Source organism: Actinoplanes sp. NPDC026670 (assembly GCF_040638175.1).
GTDB lineage: Bacteria > Actinomycetota > Actinomycetes > Mycobacteriales > Micromonosporaceae > Actinoplanes.
The window spans coordinates 89,950-112,078 of record NZ_JBEZXU010000019.1 but is presented as its reverse complement, the minus strand read 5'-3'; the positions used below and the strand labels follow the sequence as shown (position 1 = coordinate 112,078).

Here is a 22,129-nt window from a genome sequence, read left to right as displayed (position 1 = left end):
GAACTTGTCAGGCTCGGTAGTACGTGCGGATCGTCGTGTACCTCACGTTGCCCGCCATGTCGTACGCCCGGATCCGGACCTTCATCGTCTTCTTCTGGCTCGCGACCTTGAAGCTGAGCAGGTAGCTCGCTGTCCGGTCGGTCGCCACGACCTTCCCGTTCACGATCAGCTCGACCTTGCTGATCCCGGACTTGTCGGACGCCTTCGCGTACACCTTCACCGTGCCCTTGACCTTGGCCTTGTTGGCCGGGGCCTTGGTGATCGACACGGTCGGCGCCAGGTTGTCGGCGGTGTACCAGCGGGCCGGGAGCCACAGGTGGTTACCGGCCTTGTCGTAGACGAGCAGCTGGACCTTCATCGCGCCGTTACGGGTGCCGGTCTTGAGGACCGGGGTGAACGGGGCGACGTAGTCCCAGTTGTGCCACTTGCCGTCGACGTAGAGGTTCACGTTGCGGATGCCGGACCAGTCGTCGGTCAGCCCGTACAGGCTCATCGTGACGTTGCCGCGGACCTTGGCGTTCGCCGACGGCCAGTAGCCGGTGGCGGTCGGCGCCTTGGTGTCGCTGCCGGTGTTGATCGCGCGGACCGCGTCGACCGAGCCGAACTGGGTCCAGGTGTTGTCCCGGCGGCCCGAGTTGGTGATCGCGTAGCGCAGGCCACCACCCGAGTAGTTCGGGTGCGCCGAGGCCACCAGCGCGGCCACACCGGACACCAGCGGCGCCGAGAAGGACGTGCCCTGGACCTCGTAGTCGTCCATCAGCTGGCCGGTCTCCGGGTCGGTCCAGTAGACCCAGCAGGAGATCGGGTCGTCGTAGCAGTAGGTGCCGTTGGACCTCATGGCCGCGGTGATGCCGGGAGCCGCGACGTCCACCCAGCTGCCGAAGTTGGAGAACTCGGCACGCGCCCGGCCGTTCGTGCTGCGGGTGTCGGTCGCGCCGACGGCGAGCACGTCCGCGTACGCCGCCGGGTAGCTCTTCTGGCTGGTGTTCTCGTTGCCGGCCGCCGCGACCACCAGGGCGCCCTTGCCGTTGGCGTAGGCCACCGCGTCCTGGAGCACGGCGGAGGTGTCGTAACCGCCGAGCGACAGGTTGATGATCTTCGCGCCCTTCTGGGCGGCGTAGATGATGCCCTTGGCGATGTTCGAGTGGTACCCGAACCCGCTCGCGCCGAGCACCTTCACCGGCAGGATCTTGCATTGGGCACAGACGCCGGCCATGCCCACGCCGTTGTTCGGCGTGGCGGCGATCAGCGAGGACACCATGGTGCCGTGACCCTCGTCGTCGCTCGGGTACCCGTCGTTGTTGTGGAAGTCGTATCCGGACAGGACCTTGCCGGACAGGTCGCCGACCGCGTTCACGCCGGTGTCCACGACCGCGACGGTCACCGCCGAGCCGGTCGTGGTGTCCCAGGCCGCCGGCACGTTCATCTGCGCCAGCTCGGGCTGGCGCTTCTGCGTGAACAGCGGGTCGTTCGGCGTCACATCGGCCTTCTCGACCTGCGGGTCGACCTGAACGTACTCGACGTTCGGGTCGGCCTTGAGCGCCGCGGTCACGGCGGCCGCGCGGGCGCTGGGCACCTCGATCGCCTTGGCCCGGATCTCACCGAGCAGGCGGCGGGTGGTGCTGTCGCCGTCGGCCGTCGGCAGGCCGAGGCGCTGGAGGCTGGGCAGAGTGACGTCGGCGGCCACGCCGGAGCGCAGGCCGACCAGGAGACGCACCGGAAGTGCGCGGGCGGAACCGGTCACCGACGCGCCCGCGACCGGGGCCAGGACGACCCCGGCGGTCAGCGCAGTGACGGCGGCGAGGCCAACGATGACCCGCCGTCGAGTGGAATTCATTCTCGGACTGCCTCCCCGTAGGCGACCGCCGCGGACCGGCGAATCGCCGAGCCAGCGTACCGGTGATCTTGAATTCGGCAATAGCCCACGGCATTGAGCGTTACCGCGATGTCATTTATGGTTCGCGCTATGCGGAACAGCAAGATCACCTGGTCGATCGTGGCCGGCGTCGCATTGGCCCTGATCGTCGGAATCGGCGTCGCCATCGCGGTGGGCCGGGGCTCGTCCGAACCGGCTGCCGCACCTGTCGTATCGGCCAGTGTCGTCCCGCTTCCCAGCAGCGCGCCGAGCGTGTCGGCGTCGCCCGCGCCGTCGCCCGGCGCGGACATCAAGGGACCGCTCGATCTGGTGCTGATCGGCGTCGACACCCGGGTGAGCATCCCCGACTGGGAGCCGCACGCCGACACGATCATGCTGTTGCACGTGGAGGCGGATCTGCGGTCCGCCTATCTGTATTCGCTGCCCCGGGACCTGCGGGTGGACATTCCGGCGTACCAGAAGTCGGGTTTCGGCGGTGGAAAACACAAGATCACCGAGGCGATGAGCCGGGGCTCCCGGATTCCGGGTTCGGAGAAGAAAAGCGTCGAGCAGGGTTACGAACTGCTCACGAAAACTCTCAGTGCGTATACCGGGATCAAGACCTTCCACGGCGGCGCGATCCTCAATTTCGGTGGCCTGGACAAGCTGGTCGACCAGCTCGGCGGCATCGACATGAAGATCGACCAGAAGGTGAAGTCGCGGCACCGCAAACCGGACGGTTCGATGCGGACCCTCTCCGGCGGCGACTACATCGGACCGCAGGCCACCTACCAGCCCGGCACCCGGCACCTGGTCGGCTGGCAGGCGATCGACTACGCCCGGCAGCGGTACGGGCTGCCCAACGGCGACTACGACAGGCAGCGGCACCAGCGGCAGATGGTCGAGGCGATCCTGGCCAAGGCGCTGACCCAGGGGCTGAGCGACCCGGCGAAGCTCGGCTCGGTGATCAACGCGCTCGGCAAGTCGCTGGTCTACGTGGGCGGGCGTACCCCGTTCGAGTACGCCTACGCGCTCCGCGACCTCAGCCCCGACAAGATCACCACGGTGACGCTGCCCGGCGCGGGTGTCGGCAGCGGTGGCGGATACCTCGGTGAGCAGCTCAAGGAGGAGGGCCGCGGGTTCGTCAAGGCGCTCGCCAAGGGCACCCACCGCGCATACCTCGCAGCACACCCCAAACTGGTCGACAAGTGATGGACGTACCCTCGAAGGCATGAGGGTCTGGAAGTACGGGCTGGTTCTGCTGCTGGCGGGGTGCTCCTCCACCCCCGCCCCTGTCCCGCTCCCGGTCTTCACGCCCGGAGCCGACGGCGCCGGCGACCCGTATTACCCGAAGTACGGGAACGGCGGCTACGACGTCGGCGGTTACGACCTGGCGCTGCGCTACGACCCGTCGGCAGGCCGGCTGGAGGGCACCGCGACCATCACCGCGACCGCCACCCAGGACCTGTCCCGGTTCAACCTCGACCTGGACGGCCTCGGTGTCACCAAGGTCACTGTGGACGGCACGGCCGCCGCCTCGACCACCGAGGCGGCCGAGCTGGTGATCACCCCGGCCGCCGGCATTCCGAAGGGCACCGGCTTCACCGTCGTCGTCGACTACGGCGGCACACCCGGGCCGACCAGGAACGACACGCTCGGCACCAGTGGCTGGCTGCGCGACGGCGACAGCGGCGGCGCGGTCGCGCTCGGCCAGCCGGAGTCGGCGAGCACCTGGTTCCCGGTCAACGACCACCCGTCGGACAAGGCGACGTTCCAGCTCGCGATGACCGTGCCGGACGGCGTCGAGGTGATCAGCAACGGCGTCCCCGGCCCGAAGGAGACCGCGGACGGCCGGACCACCTGGCGCTGGACCGAGTCGTCGCCGATGGCCAGCTATCTCGCCACCGTGGTGATCGGGCAGTACCGGATCACCGAGAGCACCCATGCCGGCCGCCCGATGGTCATCGCGGTCCCCGAGTCGATGCCCGCCGACGGACCGGCCGCCGAATCGCTGGCCCGGACCGGTGAGATCACCGACTTCCTGGAGACACAGTTCGGGCCGTACCCGTTCGCCGCCAACGGCGGGGTCGTCGTCGACGAGGAGCGGATCCGCTACGCCCTGGAGACGCAGTCCCGCCCGGTCTACGGCAACACGTTCTTCCTCACCGGCGAGAACACCGGGGTCGTCGCGCACGAGCTCGCCCACCAGTGGTTCGGCGACAGCGTCGCGCTCGCCCGCTGGCAGGACATCTGGCTCAACGAGGGCTTCGCGACCTACGCCGAGTGGCTCTGGTCGGAACACACCGGCGCCCAGACCGCGCAGCAGATCTTCGATCGGCGCTACAGCGGCTTCAACTGGTCCGAGGCGCCCGGCGACCCGACCCCGAAACGCCTCTTCGGCAACGCCGTCTACCAGCGCGGCGGCATGACCGTCCACGCGCTGCGCAAGACACTCGGCGACGAGGCCTTCTTCGAACTGGTCAAATCCTGGACCGCCGAACACCGCGACGGCAACGTCACCACCGACCAGTTCATCAAGGCGGCATCCGCCGCGGCGGGCCGCGATCTGACCCCGTTCTTCAACGCCTGGCTCACCGCGACGACCAAACCGCCAAAACCCTGACTTTGGTACGACCTACGAAGGGTCCCGTGGCTGTCCCCGCAACGCAGTCCCGGCACCAGACCGAAACGCGACCGCCGGGCTGGTTGCCCACTCCCGCTACGTGCCGACCTGCGGCGCAATCCTGACCACACATCACCACGCGAACCGGCGCGGCCCGCTGCGTGCCGAACTGCGGCGCGAATCGGACCGCAGGTGGGCACGCGGGAATGGCGAACGGCGGGCTTTCGGCCCGCCGTTCGTCGCTGCCGGCTGGTCAGTGGTCCAGGACCAGGGAGACCTTCTGGAACTCCTTGACGTCGCGGTAGCCGCACTTGGCCATCGCCCGCTTCAGGCCACCGAAGAGGTTCAGCTGGCCGTTGGCGCTGTTGGCCGGACCGTAGAGAACCTCTTCCAGGGTGCCGTCCGGCTCGCCGGCGATGCAGAAACCGCCGCGCGGCAGCGCCGGGTGCGACGCCGCCGAGTGCCACCACGCACCGCCGGCCGGGGCGCCCTCGGCGAGGGATAGCGGTTCGCCGAGCATGACCGCGTCGGCGCCGCAGCCGATCGCCTTGGCGATGTCACCGCTGGTGGCGATGCCGCCGTCGGCGATCAGGTGCACATAACGGCCACCGGTCTCGTCCAGGTAGTCGCGGCGGGCGGCCGCGGCGTCGGCGATCGCGGTGGCCATCGGCACCCGGATGCCGAGGACGGTGTCGGTCGTGGACCACTCGTCGGCGCCGACACCGACGATGACGCCGGCCGCCCCGGTCCGCATCAGGTGCAGCGCCGTCTTGTAGTCGGTGCAGCCGCCGACGATGACCGGCAGGTCCAGGTCGGCGATGAACTCCTTGAGGTTGAGCGGCTCGTCCGTCGTGGACACGTGCTCGGCCGACACCAGGGTGCCCTGGATGACCAGCAGGTCGACGCCGGCGTCCAGCACGACGGGCGCGAGGGCCAGGGTGTGCTGCGGCGACACCCGGACCGCCGTGGTGACGCCTGACGCACGGATCTCACGGACCCGCTCGGCGATCAGCTCCGGCTTGATCGGCTCGGCGTAGACCTCCTGCAGACGCCGGGTGGCGTCGGCGTCCTCGTCGAGTGAGGCCAGCTCTTCGAGGATCTTGGTGGGGTCCTCGTAACGCGTCCAGAGGCCCTCAGCGTTGAGCACGCCCAGGCCGCCGAGGCGGCCCAGGGCGATCACCGAGTCCGGGCTCTGGGTGGCGTCCGACGGGTGCGCGACGCAGGGGATCTTGAAGGGGTACGCGTCGAGCTTCCACTCGGTCGACACGTCGTCGACGTCGCGGGTACGACGGCTCGGAACGATGGCGATGTCGTCCAGGTGGTAGCCGCGCTGGGCGGTCTTACCGAGGCCGATCTCCACGACGTCACGCATGGCCTGTCAATCCTTATCAGTGCGGAGTTACCGCGAGTGGTAGTTGGGGGCTTCGACGGTCATCTGGATGTCGTGCGGGTGGCTCTCCTTGAGGCCGGCCGCCGTGATCCGGATGAGCTGACCGCGCTCCTGGAGGTCGGGGATCGTCTCGGCGCCCGCGTAACCCATCGCCAGCCGGACACCGCCGACCAGCTGGGCCACCACCCGGGAGAGCGGGCCACGGTAGGGCACCTGGCCCTCGACACCCTCCGGAACCAGCTTCTCCTCCGGCACGTCGTGCTGGAAGTAGCGGTCCTTCGAGTAGGACTTGGCCTGGCCCCGGGACTGCATGGCGCCGAGCGAGCCCATCCCCCGGTACGACTTGTACTGCTTGCCGTTCACGAAGATCAGCTCGCCGGGGCTCTCCTCCGAGCCGGCCAGCAGACCACCGAGCATCACCGCGTTGGCGCCGGCGACCAGAGCCTTGGCGATGTCACCGCTGTACTGAATTCCCCCGTCACCGATCACCGGAACCCCGGCCGGCTTGCACGCCCGCGCCGCCTCCATGATCGCCGTGATCTGCGGCACACCCACGCCCGCGACGATCCGGGTGGTGCAGATCGCACCCGGGCCGACACCCACCTTCACCGCGTCGGCGCCGGCCTCGACCATCGCCTTGGCGCCGGCGTAGGTGGCCACGTTGCCGCCGACGATGTCGGTGACGGTGTCCTTCTTGAGCCGGGCGATCATGTCGAGCACCTGGCGCTGGTGACCGTGCGAGGTGTCCACGATGATCACGTCGACGCCGGCGTCGATCAGGCCGCGGGCCCGCTTGTACGAATCGTCGCCGACCCCGACCGCGGCGGCGACCCGCAGGCGGCCCTGCTCGTCCTTCGTCGCGTCCGGATACTGCTCGGATTTCGTGAAGTCCTTCACGGTGATCAGCCCGCGCAGCCGGCCCTGCTCGTCGACGAGCGGCAGTTTCTCCACCTTGTGGCGGCGCAGCAGGTCGAGGGCGTCGGTCTTGCTCACCCCGACCGGGGCGGTGATCAGCGGCGACTTGGTCATCACGTCGCGGACCTTGGTGTCGCCGTCGGTGACGAAACGCATGTCACGGTTGGTCACTATGCCGACGAGCTTGCCGCCGGCGTCGACGACCGGGACGCCGGAGATGCGGTATTTCGCGCACAGGGCGTCGACCTGGCCGAGCGTGTCGTCCGGGCTACAGGTGATCGGGTTGGTGATCATGCCCGACTCGGACCGCTTCACCAGGTCGACCTGGGCCGCCTGGTCCTCCGCGGAGAGATTGCGGTGCAGCACGCCGATGCCGCCCTCACGCGCCATGGCGATCGCCATGCGCGCCTCGGTCACCGTGTCCATCGCCGCGGACAGCAGCGGGATCGTGAGCTCGACGTTACGGGTCAGGCGCGTGACCGTGTTCACCCGGCTGGGCACCACGTCCGATTCGCCTGGCTGCAACAGCACATCGTCGAACGTGAGGCCGAGAGGAACGGTGCGAGCGCTGTCAGTTTCCACAGATCATTCCCTAGAGAAGAGGCGGAGTTCATCATCCTACCCATCCCGGACGGGGCACCCGGCTGGCGGACAGAACGTGCGGGCCAGCACACACGCACGAGAGGTGAGTACGGTATGGGGGTGCAAGATGAGCCCATCGACCCGTTCAACGGCGACCCGACCGACCCGGCCGCCGGTCTCGACGACCTCAACGAGGACGCCGAGTCCGAACCGCTGACCGAGGACGAGCGGCAGGATGTCCTGGAGGACCTCTCCGACCTGGAGATCTATCAGGCGCTGCTGAGTCCGACGGGCATCCGCGGGCTGGTGATCGAGTGCGAGGACTGCCACGAGCCGCACTACTTCGACTGGGATCTGCTGCGGGGCAACCTGCGCCACCTGCTGAGCAGCGGGCGGCCACGGGTGCACGAGCCCGCCTACGACCCCGACCCCGACCACTACGTCACGTGGGAGTACGCCCGGGGTTACGCCGACGGCGTCCACGACACCCTAACCGAGGGCAGCGACGACGAGACCCCATAGCCACCAGAGCACACGTGGCCGAGCCTTGAATCCCCGTAGCTTCCCGGTGCGCACGCTGCCACGCCGCTAGAACCCCGTAGTTCCCGGTGCGCACGTAGCCACGCCGCTAGAACCCCGTAGTTTCCCAGTGCGCACGTAGCCACAGAGCGGCCCGCAAAACGCCGCCGGCGATGAGGCAGTCGGTTTGCCGACGCCCCGCGGGGTTTGCGGGGTGGCGGGAAATCGCCTGCCTCATCGCCGGTTAAAAGGCGTTTTGCCAGCGGAGCGAAGCGGAGCCAGCCAGTTAAGCGACAAGCCCTGCCCGGAAGCCTGCCGCGACCGCGTGTGCTCGGTCTCGTGCGCCGAGTTTGCGGAAGAGACGCCGTGCGTGGGTTTTGACGGTGTCCTCGGAGACGAAGAGTTCGCGGCCGATCTCGGCGTTGCTCTTGCCGTCCGCCATTCCTCGAAGCACCTGAAGCTCACGCTCGGTGAGCGTCAGCCGCCGGCCGGCCGGCTGCGCGTCGGTCATGCCGACGCCCGCCTCGTTGCCCGGCCAGGCCACCATCGGCCGGCCGGTGGCCGGGTCGATGGGTGCGTCGCCGCGCTGCGCCGGGACCATCGGCGCGTTGGGTCCCAGCATGGCCGGCACCGATGCGGCGTTGTGCACACCGATGCCGCCCTGCTGGTACTGGCCCCGGGCCGCCGGGGAGTTGTTGTTGCGCACCCCGCCGGCCACCGTGGCCGGCTGAGCGTTGGCGCCGTTGATCGGCATGCCCTGGGGGCGCACCGGCAGCAGTAGTAGGAGCAGCGCCTTGGCGACGACGCTGACCAGGTCATGTTCGACGCCACGGATGACGCCCCGGGCACCGGCGGCGACTGCCGCGGCGGCGACCCGTGGGTCTTCCGCTCCGAAGAGCACCACCTGCGCCTGGGGGGCACGGGCGAGCACACGCCGGGTGAAGCCGACGCTGTCGGGCCGGGTCACGGCGGTGTCGGCCAGGACCACTTCGGCGGGCCGTTCCGCCAGTCGGATCATGGCCTCGGTCTCGCTGACCGCTGTCCGGACGACGCCGGTCATGCCGAGCCTGGCCGCGGTGGACGCGACGGTCTGGGCCGCCAGCGGGGTTCGGACGCACACGAGGACGGTACGCACAGTGATCCTCCTTCTCTCTCAGAGGAGATCACGCGAGGGCCGCAGCATTACGCGCTTTAGATGGAAAAAACGGGAAAGAAAGGTATGACTTGCCACCCCTTTGCCATACCGCTCGCGAAGACATCGACATGGCGCGTGTGAGGTTGGCGTTGCCTGGGTACACCGGCGAAAGGCCGGTTCCTGGCCCCTCACGACGAACGCTCCGCGGTGCCGCGCGGGAGGAGGGTGTTGATGTCGAACGTTCGCAGACTGCCCGGTCCCATCGCCGATCTCTGGGATTGGCAGAGACTGGGGCTCTGCCGCGGCCGGGACAGCGCACAGTTCTTCCACCCCGACGGCGAACGCGGGTCGTCCCGCAATCGCCGGGAGGCCAAGGCGAAGACCATGTGCGGCGCGTGCCCGGTCCGGGCCGAGTGCGCCGCGCACGCCCTCGCTGTTCGCGAGCCGTACGGGGTATGGGGAGGTTTCAGCGAATCGGAGCGGCTGCGGCTGCTCGCGGTCGGCTGGGAGGATCTGGCGGACCGTCACGGACGGGTCGACCTGCTCCGGCTCGAGGCTCGCCTCGGCCGGCCCCACAAGACGGCGGTGCCCGCACAACGGCAGGCACCTGCGGCCTGACGCCGCCCGGCACGCGGCATCACCACACGGCTTCCGGCACGGTCCTCCACCGAGGACCGTGTCGAGTGGTTCAGCGGTTCTTCAACCGCATTGGTGGACATGCAAGCCACCGTATGAGCGACTTGCTTTCCCGAGTCGGACCGAAAGTGCGGCTTTCAACTACCCGATGTCGAGGGTCACCTGGTGCAGTCCGGTGGCTCCGTCCGGGGCCGGCGGCGCCTCCACGGGGGTCTGAGTCACCCCATCGAGATCGGTCGCACGTACCCGAAGGGTGTGCCGCCCGGCGGAGGCGGCCCAGGTCAGGCTCCACTGCCGCCAGGTGTCCGCGGAGACCGCCGCGGCGAGTCGCGCGGTCTGCCAGGGACCGTCGTCCACCTGCACCTCGACCGAGGCGATCCCCCGATGTGTCGCCCATGCGACTCCGGCCACCGTCACGTCGCCCGCCGGTTTCCGGCTCCCGTCGCGGGGGCTGTCGATTCGTGACTGGGTCTTCACCGGGGCCAGCGCCGACCACCCGCGCGGCACCCAGTAGGCGTCGAAGTCGGCGAACCGGGTCAGCTCGATCTCGGTGATCCACTTGCAGGCGGAGACGTAGCCGTACAGTCCGGGAACGATCATCCGGGCCGGGAAGCCGTGCTCGACCGGCAACGGCTCACCGTTCATCCCGATCGCGAGCAGCGCGTCCCGGCCGTCACGGAGCACCGCGGTCGGCGCGCCACAGGTCCAGCCGTCCACCGAGCGCTGCACCACCTGATCGGCCTCGGGCAGCGGGCCGGCCTCGTCCAGCAGGTCCTTGATCGGGGTGCCGAGCCACAGCGCGTTGCCGATCAGGTCGCCGCCGACCTCGTTGGAGACGCAGGCGATCGTCACGTACCGCTCGACCATCGGCCGTTTCAGCAGATCGGCCCAGGTGATCGTGATCGGGTTGCGGACCATCCCGTGGATCCGCAACTGCCAGGCCTCCGGGTCGACCTGCGGCGTGACCAGGGCGGTGTCGATCCGGTAGAACGTCCGGTTGGGCGTGACATAGGGGGTCGTGCCCGGCACGTCCACGCCCGGCGGCAGCACCGGACGGGGTTCGGCGGCGGCCGGCAACGCGACCGACTGCCGGGCCGCGGTCACCGCGCGGCGCGAGGTGAGCATCCGGCCGGCGACCCCGGCCACCGCGGCGGCTGCGGCGACGATCCCCAGGTCACGGAGAAAACGGCGACGGCTTTCCTCGATCTGGTACGGCGTACCGCCCACGTCGTCGATTTCGGCCGCGTCCGCCCGTCCGCGCAGGTGGTGGAGCACCAGCACGGCCACCGCGGCGCCGATCACCGACGGGATCACCGAGGTCACGCCCGCACCCGGCCGGGTCACCGCCGCCGCTGCTCCGGCCAGCCCGAACAGCGCGACCCCGGCGACCGCCAGTGCCCATCGACGGCGGGCCAGCACACCCACCCCGAAGGCGTAGGCGGCGAGCAGCAGGACCGTGCCGACGATCAGGGCGGTCTTGTCGTGCACCCCGAACACGGCGATGCCGAAGTCCTTGACCGGGGCCGGCACGTGATCGACCACCACACCGCCGACCGCGACGATCGGGGCCGAGCGGGCCCCGGTCACCAGAGCGGCCAGCTCGGCCACCCCGAGCGCGGCCGCGGCCGCCGCCACCCCACCGAGCCCGGACCTGATCAACGCCTTCACCCTGCCATCGTCTCCGGTCCTGGCCACGACCGGAACGGCTGCGGGCCTTACGGATTCGTTACCGACCGCGGATCCGGCGCAGAGCACGGGAGAGGATCGATCCGGCCGGAACCGGCTCCTCGGGTGTGTCCGGGCGGGGGATCCGGTCCGGCTCGCGGGCCGGCATCGGGATCCGCAGCTCCGGCCGGACCCGGGCGTCCAGGGCGGTCACCAGCGCGGAACCGTCCGGGTAGAGGGTCGGCTCGACACGTAGCTGGGCGGCGTCGTGGCCGATGAAGATCCGGCCGCCGTCCGGCCAGGCGAGCACGGCCGAGCATTCGCTGAAGAGCACGGTGAGTGTCGAGCCCGGCCGGATCAGGCTGAGCCCCCGCTCACCGGCGACCAGGCTCGGCGCCGAGCCACCGAGCGCCCGGTAGGTCACCCCGTCCACCAGCGGCACCGAGGAGACCGGCGCGTCGGCGTATCCGGCCCAGTCGGCCTGGGTCTCGCCGGGTGTCATCAGCAGGCCGTCGGCGCAGGCGGCCGCGGCGACCGTGACCACGTCATCGAGCGTGACCGCGTCCAGCTCGGCCAGCACCTCGTCGAGGTCACGCACCGGCCGGCCGTCGAGCAGGTCGAACGCCTGGCCGGGCAGCCGTCCCCCGGTGGCGCCGGCCTGTCGCAGCTCCTCGCGGCGCTTGTTGACCACGGCTGTCACCTCGGCCTCGTCGATCATGCCGAGGCGGGCCGCCGCCAGCACGTCGACGAGCCCGCCGAGCACGGCGCCCTGCTTCTCCGGCAGCGAGTCGGCGGCCGCCATGATCACGGCCCGGCCGTCGGCCCGGGGTGTGTAGTCGGTCACCACGTTGTAGGAGAGGCCACTCTCCTGCCGCAGCGAACGGAACATCGACCGTCGCAGCACCTCGGCGAAGACCGCTGCCGGCTCGCCCCGGTCGACCACGGTGTCCCAGGCGACCGCATCCTCGGCGCCGGGGAAGTACGCCGGGCGTACCGGAAGAATCGAAGAAGGCGCCGGGGCCACCTGACGCGTGCCGTCCGGCAGATCGAGCCGCAGGCCGGCGGGCACGCCGGGCCCGGCGATCCAGAGCACCGCGTTGCCCCGGTGGAAGTAGCGGGCCACCCAGGCGCGCAGATCGTCCGGGGTGATCGCGGACAGACCCCACTCCGGATAGCTGGCCAGACCGTAGTCGCGGGCGCCGTGCCGCCACAGCGCCAGCCGCCCGGCCGGGCCCTCGCCGCGGGAGTTCTGCTCGGTCCGCAGGATCTCCTTCTCCACGGCGAGCCGCTGCATCGGCAGGTTCGCCAGGCCGGCGCAGACGCCGTGCAGGAACGCCACGATGTCGGCCTCGGCGCCCTGCATGTGGAAGACCGTGTGCTCGACCCCGGTGGCGCCGTTGAAGTGGTAGTCGGCGACCCCGAGCGAGTGCAGCGCCAGGTGCTCGATCAGGTGCGTGATGCCGCGCTTGGACAGCGACTCGTCGACGAAACCGACCCGGAAGGCGAGTCCGGCGCTCATCGGCCCGGTGGTCGGCGCGATCAGCACCGGTACGCCGTCCACCTCCTGCCGGACGGTCATGCGGCCCCCTCGTACGCCCATGCCCTGGCCTCCCGGACCTGCGCGTTGACATCGCTGCCGATCTGGTTCCACGGGTACTCCGCGGCCAGGTTGCCGAGCCTGGTGAACGCGGTCGCGGCCGAACGCCTGTCGTCGAGCATCGTGAAGATCAGCGCGAACGCGTTGAGCGCCTGCACCCAGCCCGGACCGTGCCGGAACTCCGGATGCCAGATCGACCGGTGCGCCGCCTCGTAGATCTCGGTACGCACGGCCTCGGCCGCCAGGTACCGGAAGACGTCGGTGTCGTCGTCGCCGAAGATGTGCTCGACGTGCGCGTGGACGACGAGGACGGCGTGCGGCGACCCGGGCGGTGCGGCCAGCATCGCGTCCCGGGCGAACTCGTGCAGCAGTTCCCAGGTGCCGTCCCATTTCGGGCAGGCGTGCTGGAGGAACTGGAGCTGGGCCGGCAGGTGGTGGGGCTGGGCGGCTAGCGCCCGGTCCAGCCGGCGGCGCGCCTCGGCCAGGCCCAGTTGCAGGCCGCGGGCGGTGAGCAGCCGCGCGGTCCAGATCGCCGGGTCCTTCGGGTGCCGGGCGGCGGCGTCGATCAGCACCAGTTCGGCCTTGCGCAGCCAGTCGTGGAATTGGTGGAACTGCCCCGAGCTCACGTGTTCGGCGTACCGCCCGGAGCGGATCTCCCAGCCGGTGTGGATCAGGTGGTGACCGAGCAGCGCGGCCGCGGCGGCATCGGTGACGTCGGCGGCCAGCACCCCGCGCAGGAACTCCTCCAGGCCGGGCTCACCGGCACAGGCCTGGAGCGCGGCGCTGCGGGCCATCGGCTCCAACTGGTCGAGCAGGGCCCGGCCGCCCGGCCAGTCCCGGCGCTGGAGCGCCGCCCGGAGCCCGGCGATCTCCGGGTACGCGGCCGCCCCGTCGAGCACCACGTCGCTGGATCCGATCATGGCGCGCACTATAGAGGCACTTCACCCGCGGCGGCTGCCCAGTTCCCGCGTGATGGCCCAGCTGTAGCGGCCGAAGAGGACGCCGAAGACGACCGATCCGCCGAGCGCCAGCAGGTCCTCGCCGCGTGGGTTGCCGGTGCCCGGCCCGGCCAGCAGCTGAGTCAGGATCCAGACACCGCCGCTGACGAAGAAGAGCGCGAGCACACCGCAGAGGATCGCCGCCGCATATCGCCGGGCCACGCCGTCCCGGGGCGCCGGCTCCGGCCGTGGGATGCGGTCGCGGTCGCGGGCCGGCATCTCGATCCGCAGCCGCTCCGGGATCCGGGCGTCCACCTCGCGCACCACCCGGTCGGCGTTCCGGTAGAGGGTCGGCTCGACCCGGACCGTCACAGCGTCCTCGCCGATCAGGTGGCGGCCGCCGTCCGGCCAGGCCAGCAGGGCCGCGCAGGAGTCCCAGCGGACCGCGGCGACGACGCCCCGGCCGGTCACGCCGATCCCCTCGGCGCCGCTGATCAGCCGCCGGGACGGGTCGCGGCGGCCACGATGGACGCGGCCGGCCGGCATGGTCTCGGACATCGCCGGGGCAGCCGTGTACCCGGCCCACTCGGCGGTGCTGCCGGGCGGGGTCATCAGCAGGCCGGCGTCGTACGCCTCCCCGGCGACCCGGGCCACGTCGGCGGCGGTGACCGCCCGCACCTCGGCGAGCGCCTCCTCCAGGGGCTGCAGGTCGCGCCCGGCGAGCAGGTTGAAAGCCTGGCCGGGCAGCCGGGCGCCCCGTGACTCGGAGTCGCGCAGACCCTCGCACGTGAGTTTCACCACGGCGGCCACCTCGTCCGGGTCGATCCGGCCGGCCCGCATCGAGGCCAGCACGTCGACCAGGCCGCCGTGGGCCGCTTCCGGCTCCTCCGGCAGCGGCTCGGCGATCGTCAGGATCCGGGCGGTGCCGTCCGCCCGGGGAACGTACTCGGTGCGGGTCTGCGTGGTCAGGTCACGCAGGTCGCGGCGGACCCGGCGCTCCAGCACGTTGGCGAAGACCGCCGCGCTCGGGCTCCGGGCGATCACCGTGTCCCAGCCGACTCCGCCGGTGAACCAGGCGGGCGTGACGGGCAGGGTCGTGGCGACCGACGGTGGTGGCTGCCGCTCACCGGCCGGCAGGTCCAGGCGCAGCCCGGCCGGCACCTCGTCGCCGGCCACCCAGAGCGCCGCGTTCTCCTTGGTGAAGTAGCGGGCGATCCAGTCGCGGAGGTGCTCGGCGGTGAGCCCGGGCAGCGCCCACTCGGGATAGCTGACGACCCCGAAGCCACGGGCGCCGTGCCGCCACATGGGCAGCGGGTCCCGTTCCGGCTGAGCGCCCTGGACCAGGTCGCGCACCGTGGCCAGCCGGGCGACGGGTGGGTTCCGCAGGGCTTCGCACACCCCGGTCAGGAAGTCGGTGATCTCGGCCGGCGAACCCTGCACGTGGAAGTAGGTGTGTTCCGGTCCGGTCGTCCAGCTCGTCCGCCCGGCCGCGCTGAGACCGTCGGTCACCAGGTGCTCGACCAGGCGGGTGATGCCCCGCCGGGCCAGCGGCTCGTCCGCCGTGCCGACCCGGAAGACCAGGCCGGCGTGGGCGGGGCCGGTCACCGGCGCGAGCACCGCCGGGATCCCGTCGACCTCCAGTCGCCTCATGTGCCGCCTCCTGCCGCCCGTTTCCGATACTTCACGATCACCGATCCCGGCTCGCCGAGGTAGTCCCAGGGACGTTCGGAACCGAGATCGCCGAGCTCGGTGAAGAGCGAATCAGCCGCCGGCCGGTCATCGAGCAGCGCGAACGCCATCGCGAAGGTGCTCACCACCCGGACCCAGCCGTGGGTGTGCCGGAAGTCGGCGTGCCACACCGAGCGGCGGGCCGCCTCGTGCAGCTCGGCCCGGACCTGGTCGGTGGCGAGATAGCGGAGTCCGGACTCCAGCCAGTGCTCCAGGTGTGCCTCGGCGACCAGCACCGGACCGAACGACCCGCGCGGGGCGGCGTCGGCGGTCTCCCGGGCGAAGGCGTGCGCCCGCGCCCAGTCGCCGCCGGACTTCGGGCACAGCTGCTGGAGGAACTGCCACTGTCCTGGCAGGTGGTGCGGGTCGATCTCGGCCAGCCGGGCGTATCGGCGGTGTGCCTCGGACAGGCCGAGCCGCAGACCCCGCGCGGTGATCAGCCGGGCCGTCCAGATCGCCGGGTCGTGCGGGCTGCGGGCGGCGGCGTCGACAAGCAGCCGCTCGGCGGTCACCAGCCCGTCGGTGAACGCGGCCAGCCGTTCCGGGCTGACCTGCTCGGAACGGGCGCTGGTCCGGATCCGCCAGGCCGCGCCGATCAGGTGCTGGCCGAGCAACGCGGCGGCCGCGCCGTCGCCGGGGTCGCCGTCGAGCACTCCGCGCAGGAACGTCTCCAGGCCCGGCTCGGCGAAAGCGATCATGGTGAGTTCGGTGCGTTCCACCGGGTCGGCGGCGTCGAGGACGGCACGGCAGGCCGGCCAGTCCCCGGAGTCCAGGGCATCCCGCAGACCGGTGATCCGCGGGTAGGCGGCCGCCGGGTCCAGAACTGGCTGTCGCGGGAGCATGGCGGGCAGCATAGATCTTCGGTGCGAGCGCCCACTCACGACGGTGGCCCCCGACCGTCCGATCAGGACTCCCGGACGAACGCGGTGCGGAGTCTGTGCAGCCAGATGGTGGAGGCCGGGCTCGGCGCGAGGCTGCCCCACGGGTATTCGCTGCCGAAGTCGCCGAGCATCCGGAACATCGACTTGGCCGACCGGAGATCGCCGCCCAGACTGAACGCCGCCGCGAAGGTGTTCAGCACCAGCACCCAGCCGTGGCTGCGACGGAACTCGGGGTGCCACACCGACCGGTTCGCCGCCTCCTTGATCACCGCCTGCACGCCGGCGACGGAGAGCCGGCGGCGGGCGCTGGTCCAGTCGTCGTCGGTCGCCTCCTCGATGTGCGCCTCGGCGATGACCATGTGGTTGTGCGCGCCGAACGGGGCGGTGCCGGCCACCCGGCCGACGAAGTCCCACACCGCCGGCCACGAGCCACCCCACTTCGGGCAGAGCTGCTGGAGCAACTGGAGCTGGCCGGGCAGGTGCTGGGGATCGATCTCGGCCAGCCGGTCGTAGCGGCGGCGGGCCTCGTCCTGGCCCAGCTCCAGGCCGCGGGCGACGGTGAGCCGGATCACCCACAGCGCCGGGTCGTCGGGGTGGCGCTCGGTCGCCGGGTACAGCACGTGTTCGGCCTGGCGCAGCTTCTCGTGGAACGCCTGGAACTGCTTACGGCTGACGTGCCGGGCCCGGTACGAGCTGCGGATCTCCCAGCCGACGTGGACCAGGTGCGAGCCCAGCACGGCGGCGGCAGTGCTGTCGTCGGGGTCCCGGTCGAGCACCTGCCGCAGCAACGGCTCCACACCTGAGGCATCCGAAGCAGAGCGGATCAATTCGGTACGCTCCACCGGCTCCGCCGAGTCCAGAACCGCCCGGCAGGCCGCCCAGTCACCGGCGCGCAGCCCGGTCCGCAGCGTCGTCAGTTTCGGGTAGGCGGCGGCCGGATCCATCACCGGTGGGCGCAGCAGCATGGCCGCAGCGTAGAACGTGAGCGGTCAGGGCACGAGGGGGTCGTCGAGCAGATGCTCGAAGGCCAGTTCGGCCGCCCCGATCAGCGCCGCGTCCGGGCCCAGCTCAGGGGTGCGCAGCCGGACGTGCTCCCGGCAGGCGGGCAGCCCGACCGCGTTGAGCCGGCTGCGGATCTGGGCCGCCGCGCCGAGGTAGACGTCCCGCAGGGTGCCGCCGAAGATCACGACTTCCGGGTTGAAGATGTTCACCAGGTTGCCGACACCGAACCCGACCCAGTCGCCGACCTGCCGCAACGCGTGCTGTGCCGAACTGTCCCCGCGCATCGCGGCGTCCACCACGGCCAGCACCGCCTCCCGGCCGCTGCGGTCCTCCCGCCCGGCCAGGCGCAGCAGCGCGTGCTCGCCGATCTCGGTCTCCCAGCAGCCCCGGGAGCCGCAACTGCACGTCCGGCCGTACGGGTTGACGACCATGTGGCCGACCTCGCCGCCGTAGCCACCGTGCCCGTGCACCCGCCGGCCGCCGGCCACGATCCCGGCGCCGACACCGACGTCGCCGTACAGGTAGATGACGTTGTCCGAACCGACCGCGGCCCCGCGGGAATGCTCGGCGAGCGCGCACACGTCGGCGTGGTTGCCGACGCTGAGCGGGCCGAACTCCTCCAGCTCGGAACGCAGCGCCGCACCGATCGGCTCGTCCACCCAGCCGATCGTCGGCGCCAGGCGGATCATGCCGTCCTCCAGGCGCACCATGCCGGCGACGGCGACGGCGCTGCCCACGCACCGGCCGTCGGCGGGCACACCGGAACGCATGGTGCGGACGTAACGGGCCAGCGGGCGGACCGCCTCGCCGGCGCTCATGCCGCGGGGGCGTTCGGTCTCGTACTGCTCCAGGATCCGGCCGCCGAGCCCGACCCGGGCCGCGCGCAGCCGGTCCACCTCGATGCTGAGCGCGTAGGCGTACACCCGCCCGGACTCGGGCCGGACGACCAGTGACGGTCGTCCGGCCCGGCCGGTCTCGCGTGGCGCCGCCTCGCTGACCAGCCCCGCGCCGATCAGGTCGGCGGTGAGCGCGCCGATCGTGCTGCGGTTGAGGCCCAGCCGGGTGGTGAGCTCAGCCCGGGACGTCGCGCCGTGCATGTGCACGTAACGCAGCAATGTCCCGAGGTTGTGCTTTCGTACCTCTTCCTGGCTCGGGCCGGCCCGCATCAGCGCCCCGTCCCCTGCCCCGTCGTCTCCATCAGGCCCTGGTTACCGGTTGCCGGTCGCCGCCGCGCGGCGGCGAGCCAGCGCATCGACACCTGCGGCGATGAGCAGGATCACACCGGTGAAGATGTAGCGAGTCCCGGAGGAGAAGTCCATCAGGAACATGCCGTTGTCGATGACCGCGATCACCGCGCCACCGATCACCGCGTGGATGACCTTGCCCTTGCCACCGAAGAGGCTGGTGCCGCCGATGACCGCGGCGCCGACCGAGTAGAGCAGGGTGCTGCTGCCACCGGTGTTCGGGTCGACCGACCCGGCCCGGCTGACCAGCATGATGCCGCCGACCGCGGCCATGAACGAGCCGATCACGAAGACCGAGATGCGGATCCGGTCGACCGGGATACCGGCCCGGCGGGCGGCCTCGGCGTTGCCGCCGACCGCGTAGACGTGCCGGCCGTACGAGGTGCGGCCCAGCACGAACGTCCACAGCACCAGGAAGCCGCCGATCACCGGCGCGGCGATCGGAACGCCCTTGAGCGAGGCGACGTTCGGGTTGATCGCCCGCTCCTGGGTGAGGACCGCGGTGGTGATCAGGATCAGCGCCGCGATGCCGGCGATCCGGAGCAGGATGATCCCGACCGGCTCGGTGACCAGGTTACGGGCCGCCCGGCCGCGGTAACGCAGGAACTGGATCAAGGCGAAGACGGCCACCGCGGCGAGGGCCAGCGCCCAGCTCCAGACGACCGGCAGGCTGTCCTTGTTGAGCGACTTGAGAAAGCCGTCCGGGATCGAGATGTTCTTGCCCTCGCCGAGCAGGTTCAGCAGGACACCCTGGAAGGCGAGGAACGCCGCGAGCGTGACCACGAAGGAGGGGATACCCACCTTCGCCACCAGGAATCCGAGCACCAGGCCGATGATCAGGCCGGCGACCAGGGCGCCGGTGAGCGCGAGCGGCTCGCCGTACCCCTTCTCGGTCAGCATGATCGCCATCACCGCACCGCAGACGCCGGCCGCGTAACCGGCGGAGAGGTCGATCTCGCCCAGCAGCAGGACGAAGATCAGGCCCATCGCGATCATGGTGAGGCCGGCGGCCTGGTTGAACAGGTTCGCGAAGTTGCCGGCGCTGAAGAACGTCTCCGGGCGCGCGGTGCCGAAGATCAGGGTGAGGATGACCAGGCCCAGCACGGCGGGCATGGCGCCGAGGTCACCGCCACGTATCCGGCCCACGTAGTCGCGGAGGTGGCTGGCTACGGTCGGCTTGACTACTTTGACGCCACCGGCGGTCTCGAGGGTCGTGGTCACTTCGAAACTCCCGGCGTGATGTCTGCGAAGTCGGTGGGGTTCTCCGGCGGTAGGCCCAGGTTGCCGCTGCGCCCACCGGTGATCAGCTCAACGACCTGGGCGTGGGTGACGTCGCTCGCCTTCACCTGGGCAGCCATCCGGCCGAGGTAGAGGGCGGCGATCCGGTCGGAGACCGCGAAGACGTCGTTCATGTTGTGCGAGATCAGCACCACGCCGAGACCGTTGTCGGCCAGCCGGCGGACCAGCTCCAGGACCTGGGCGGTCTGGGCCACGCCGAGAGCCGCGGTCGGCTCGTCGAGGATGACGACCCGGCTGTTCCAGAGCACCGCCTTGGCGATCGCCACGGTCTGGCGCTGGCCGCCGGAGAGGCTGGCGACGAGCTGGCGCAGCGACTTGACGGTGCGTACCGAGAGGCTGGCCAGGGTCTCGCCGGCCATCTGCTCCATGGTCGGCTCGTCCAGGACGATGCCGCGCTTCTTCTCCCGGCCGAGGAACATGTTCTGGACGATGTCCAGGTTGTCGCAGAGCGCGAGGTCCTGGTAGACGACCTCGATACCGAGGTCGGAGGCGTCCCGGGGGCTGTGGATGGAGACCTGCCGGCCGTCGAAGGTCACCGTGCCCGCGTCGATCGTGTAGATGCCACTGATGCACTTGACCAGCGTCGACTTGCCGGCGCCGTTGTCACCGACCAGTGCGGTGACCTCGCCGGGGTAGACGCTCAGGCCGACATCGTGCAGCACCTGGACAGGACCGAAGCTCTTGTCGATCCCGCGCAGTTCCAGTAGGGGTGTCGCGGCCACGGATGTTTCTCCTTCGTTCGGTGACCGACCGGTTCCGTCCGCGGAATCGACTCCGGCGCCGCCCATGGGGTGACATGGGCGGCGCCGTCGCCGAGTTCAGCGGGAGGTGCTGAGGGTCAGCTGATGCCCGCGTCGGTGCAGGCCTTCGTGAAGGCTGCGGTGCAGAGCTCGGCCTTCGTGACGAAGCCGTCGTCGACGACCGCCTTCACGTTCGCCTTGGTGATCGCCTCCGGCTTGAGCAGCACGGACTTGACGGTGGCCTTCGACTCCGGGTCGGTCACGGTGCCGGTGGCCGTGGTCGGGGTCTCACCCTTGGCCAGCGCGATGGCCAGCGCGGCGGCCGCGTCGGCTTCCTTCTTGATCGCCTTGTAGACGGTCATGCACTGGTCGCCCGCGAGGATGTTCTGCAGGCCCTGGACGGTGGCGTCCTGGCCGGTGACCGGGACGGTGCCGTTCAGCTTGTTCTTCTTCAGGACCTCGATGGCCGCGTTGCCGAGGCCGTCGTTCGCGGCGAGCACGCCGGCGATCTTGTTGTCCTTGGTGAGCTGCTGCTCGAAGATCGTGCCGCCCTTGGCGTTGTCCCAGTCCGGAACCGCGTCGTCCGGGCCCTTGGTGTACTCGCCCGAGTCGAACTTCGGCTTGAGGATCGAGTCGTAGCCCTCCTTGAACAGGGTGGCGTTGTTGTCGGTGGGCGAGCCGTTGAGGTAGGAGACGACCGGCTTGGTCACCTTCTTCTCGGTGAGGCAGTCCACCAGGCCCTGGCCCTGCAGCTTGCCGACCTCGACGTTGTCGAAGGAGACGTAGTAGTCGGCGCCGCCGCTCAGCGTGAGACGGTCGTAGTCGATCGTGTTGATGCCCGCCTTCTTGGCGTTCTCCAGCACGTTCTTGCCGGTGCCGGAGTCCAGGTTGACGATCATCAGGACCTTGACGCCGCTCTGGATCATGCCGTCGGCGATGGTCTGGAACGAGGCCTTGTCACCCTGGGCGTTCTTGATGTCTGCCTTGACGCCCGCGGCGTTGAACGCGTCGGTGAGGTACTTCAGGTCCGCCGTCTCCCAGCGGGCCGAGCTCTTGGTATCGGGCAGGATCACGCCGACCGTGGCGCCGCCGCCCGAGGAGCCGGTGCCGGTGCCGGAGTTGCTCTCGGAGCCGCAGGCGGACAGGCTTCCCGTGACCAGAAGGCCAGCCGCGGCAAGGGCGAACATTCCCTTACGCATCCTTATATGTCCTTTCGGGGGGTAAATCCGGAGCCTTGTTCGGATTTGTCAGGACAAGCAGCGCCTGGGAGAACCACTGCTGAGCCATGACGCCGATGGATCAGGTGCCGGTTTGTTGTGCCCGGCAACGTATTCCCATGGTGGCGGAGAACACAAGCGGCAACGGCGGTCTATCTCGTAA

18 protein-coding genes are annotated in these 22,129 nt (G+C 70.4%); 4 read left to right on the top strand and 14 right to left on the bottom strand.

What is annotated here, in order from left to right:
* Positions 1–7 precede the first annotated feature (7 nt).
* The gene (locus AB0E94_RS20555) at positions 8–1,837 is read right to left on the bottom strand and encodes a S8 family serine peptidase (RefSeq protein WP_360328373.1); all 1,830 of its coding nucleotides are present in this window, start codon (positions 1,835–1,837) and stop codon (positions 8–10) included.
* A 129-nt stretch (positions 1,838–1,966) separates the two neighbouring features.
* Here AB0E94_RS20555 and AB0E94_RS20550 point away from each other — a divergent pair, with 129 nt between their 5' ends.
* Both AB0E94_RS20550 and AB0E94_RS20545 read left to right on the top strand, forming a co-directional pair.
* Positions 1,967–3,067 carry an LCP family protein gene (locus AB0E94_RS20550; RefSeq protein ID WP_360328371.1) on the top strand — a complete coding sequence of 367 codons (1,101 nt, stop codon included), beginning with the start codon at positions 1,967–1,969 and terminating at the stop codon, positions 3,065–3,067.
* A 19-nt stretch (positions 3,068–3,086) separates the two neighbouring features.
* On the top strand, positions 3,087–4,478 hold the full coding sequence (locus AB0E94_RS20545; RefSeq protein WP_360328369.1) for a M1 family metallopeptidase: 1,392 nt from the start codon (positions 3,087–3,089) through the stop codon (positions 4,476–4,478).
* Positions 4,479–4,731: 253 nt separating this feature from the next.
* Here AB0E94_RS20545 and AB0E94_RS20540 read toward each other — a convergent pair whose 3' ends face one another.
* Complete coding sequence (locus AB0E94_RS20540; RefSeq protein ID WP_360328367.1) at positions 4,732–5,850, bottom strand: GuaB3 family IMP dehydrogenase-related protein; 1,119 nt, start codon at positions 5,848–5,850, stop codon at positions 4,732–4,734.
* A 27-nt stretch (positions 5,851–5,877) separates the two neighbouring features.
* Positions 5,878–7,365 (bottom strand): IMP dehydrogenase, encoded by a 1,488-nt coding sequence (guaB, locus tag AB0E94_RS20535; protein ID WP_360328365.1) that lies wholly within the window; start codon positions 7,363–7,365, stop codon positions 5,878–5,880.
* Between the two features lie 120 nt (positions 7,366–7,485).
* Between guaB and AB0E94_RS20530 the strand changes: the two genes are divergently transcribed.
* The gene (locus AB0E94_RS20530; RefSeq protein ID WP_360293211.1) at positions 7,486–7,887 is read left to right on the top strand and encodes a DUF5319 domain-containing protein; all 402 of its coding nucleotides are present in this window, start codon (positions 7,486–7,488) and stop codon (positions 7,885–7,887) included.
* A 283-nt stretch (positions 7,888–8,170) separates the two neighbouring features.
* Here AB0E94_RS20530 and AB0E94_RS20525 read toward each other — a convergent pair whose 3' ends face one another.
* Positions 8,171–9,019, bottom strand: a complete 849-nt coding sequence (locus AB0E94_RS20525; protein ID WP_360328363.1) for a helix-turn-helix transcriptional regulator — start codon at positions 9,017–9,019, stop codon at positions 8,171–8,173.
* 231 nt (positions 9,020–9,250) lie between these two features.
* On the opposite strand from AB0E94_RS20525, the gene AB0E94_RS20520 reads away from it, so the two are divergent.
* Positions 9,251–9,637, top strand: coding sequence for a WhiB family transcriptional regulator (locus AB0E94_RS20520; protein ID WP_317788622.1), 387 nt, complete (start codon positions 9,251–9,253; stop codon positions 9,635–9,637).
* Positions 9,638–9,796: 159 nt separating this feature from the next.
* Here AB0E94_RS20520 and AB0E94_RS20515 read toward each other — a convergent pair whose 3' ends face one another.
* From AB0E94_RS20515 to AB0E94_RS20470, 10 genes are all read right to left on the bottom strand, one after another.
* Positions 9,797–11,323 carry a molybdopterin-dependent oxidoreductase gene (locus AB0E94_RS20515; RefSeq protein ID WP_360328361.1) on the bottom strand — a complete coding sequence of 509 codons (1,527 nt, stop codon included), beginning with the start codon at positions 11,321–11,323 and terminating at the stop codon, positions 9,797–9,799.
* 58 nt (positions 11,324–11,381) lie between these two features.
* The gene (locus AB0E94_RS20510) at positions 11,382–12,899 is read right to left on the bottom strand and encodes an insulinase family protein (protein WP_360328359.1); all 1,518 of its coding nucleotides are present in this window, start codon (positions 12,897–12,899) and stop codon (positions 11,382–11,384) included.
* A complete protein-coding gene (locus AB0E94_RS20505; RefSeq protein WP_360328358.1) occupies positions 12,896–13,837 on the bottom strand; it encodes a hypothetical protein in 942 nt (313 codons plus the stop codon). The genes AB0E94_RS20510 and AB0E94_RS20505 overlap by 4 nt, the downstream gene beginning before the upstream one ends.
* Before the next feature lie 21 nt (positions 13,838–13,858).
* Positions 13,859–15,505, bottom strand: a complete 1,647-nt coding sequence (locus AB0E94_RS20500; protein WP_360328356.1) for an insulinase family protein — start codon at positions 15,503–15,505, stop codon at positions 13,859–13,861.
* Positions 15,502–16,425: a hypothetical protein gene (locus AB0E94_RS20495; RefSeq protein WP_360328354.1), complete on the bottom strand. Its 924-nt coding sequence runs from the start codon at positions 16,423–16,425 to the stop codon at positions 15,502–15,504. The genes AB0E94_RS20500 and AB0E94_RS20495 overlap by 4 nt, the downstream gene beginning before the upstream one ends.
* Positions 16,426–16,487: 62 nt before the next feature.
* Complete coding sequence (locus AB0E94_RS20490; protein WP_360328352.1) at positions 16,488–17,429, bottom strand: hypothetical protein; 942 nt, start codon at positions 17,427–17,429, stop codon at positions 16,488–16,490.
* A 24-nt stretch (positions 17,430–17,453) separates the two neighbouring features.
* Entirely contained in the window at positions 17,454–18,632 is a 1,179-nt protein-coding gene (locus AB0E94_RS20485) for an ROK family transcriptional regulator (protein ID WP_317788629.1), read from the bottom strand.
* 42 nt (positions 18,633–18,674) lie between these two features.
* Positions 18,675–19,931: an ABC transporter permease gene (locus AB0E94_RS20480; protein WP_360328350.1), complete on the bottom strand. Its 1,257-nt coding sequence runs from the start codon at positions 19,929–19,931 to the stop codon at positions 18,675–18,677.
* Entirely contained in the window at positions 19,928–20,731 is an 804-nt protein-coding gene (locus AB0E94_RS20475) for an ATP-binding cassette domain-containing protein (protein WP_360328348.1), read from the bottom strand. Before AB0E94_RS20475 ends, AB0E94_RS20480 begins: the two co-directional genes overlap by 4 nt.
* A 116-nt stretch (positions 20,732–20,847) precedes the next feature.
* Positions 20,848–21,948 (bottom strand): substrate-binding domain-containing protein, encoded by a 1,101-nt coding sequence (locus AB0E94_RS20470; RefSeq protein ID WP_360328347.1) that lies wholly within the window; start codon positions 21,946–21,948, stop codon positions 20,848–20,850.
* Positions 21,949–22,129 lie beyond the last annotated feature (181 nt).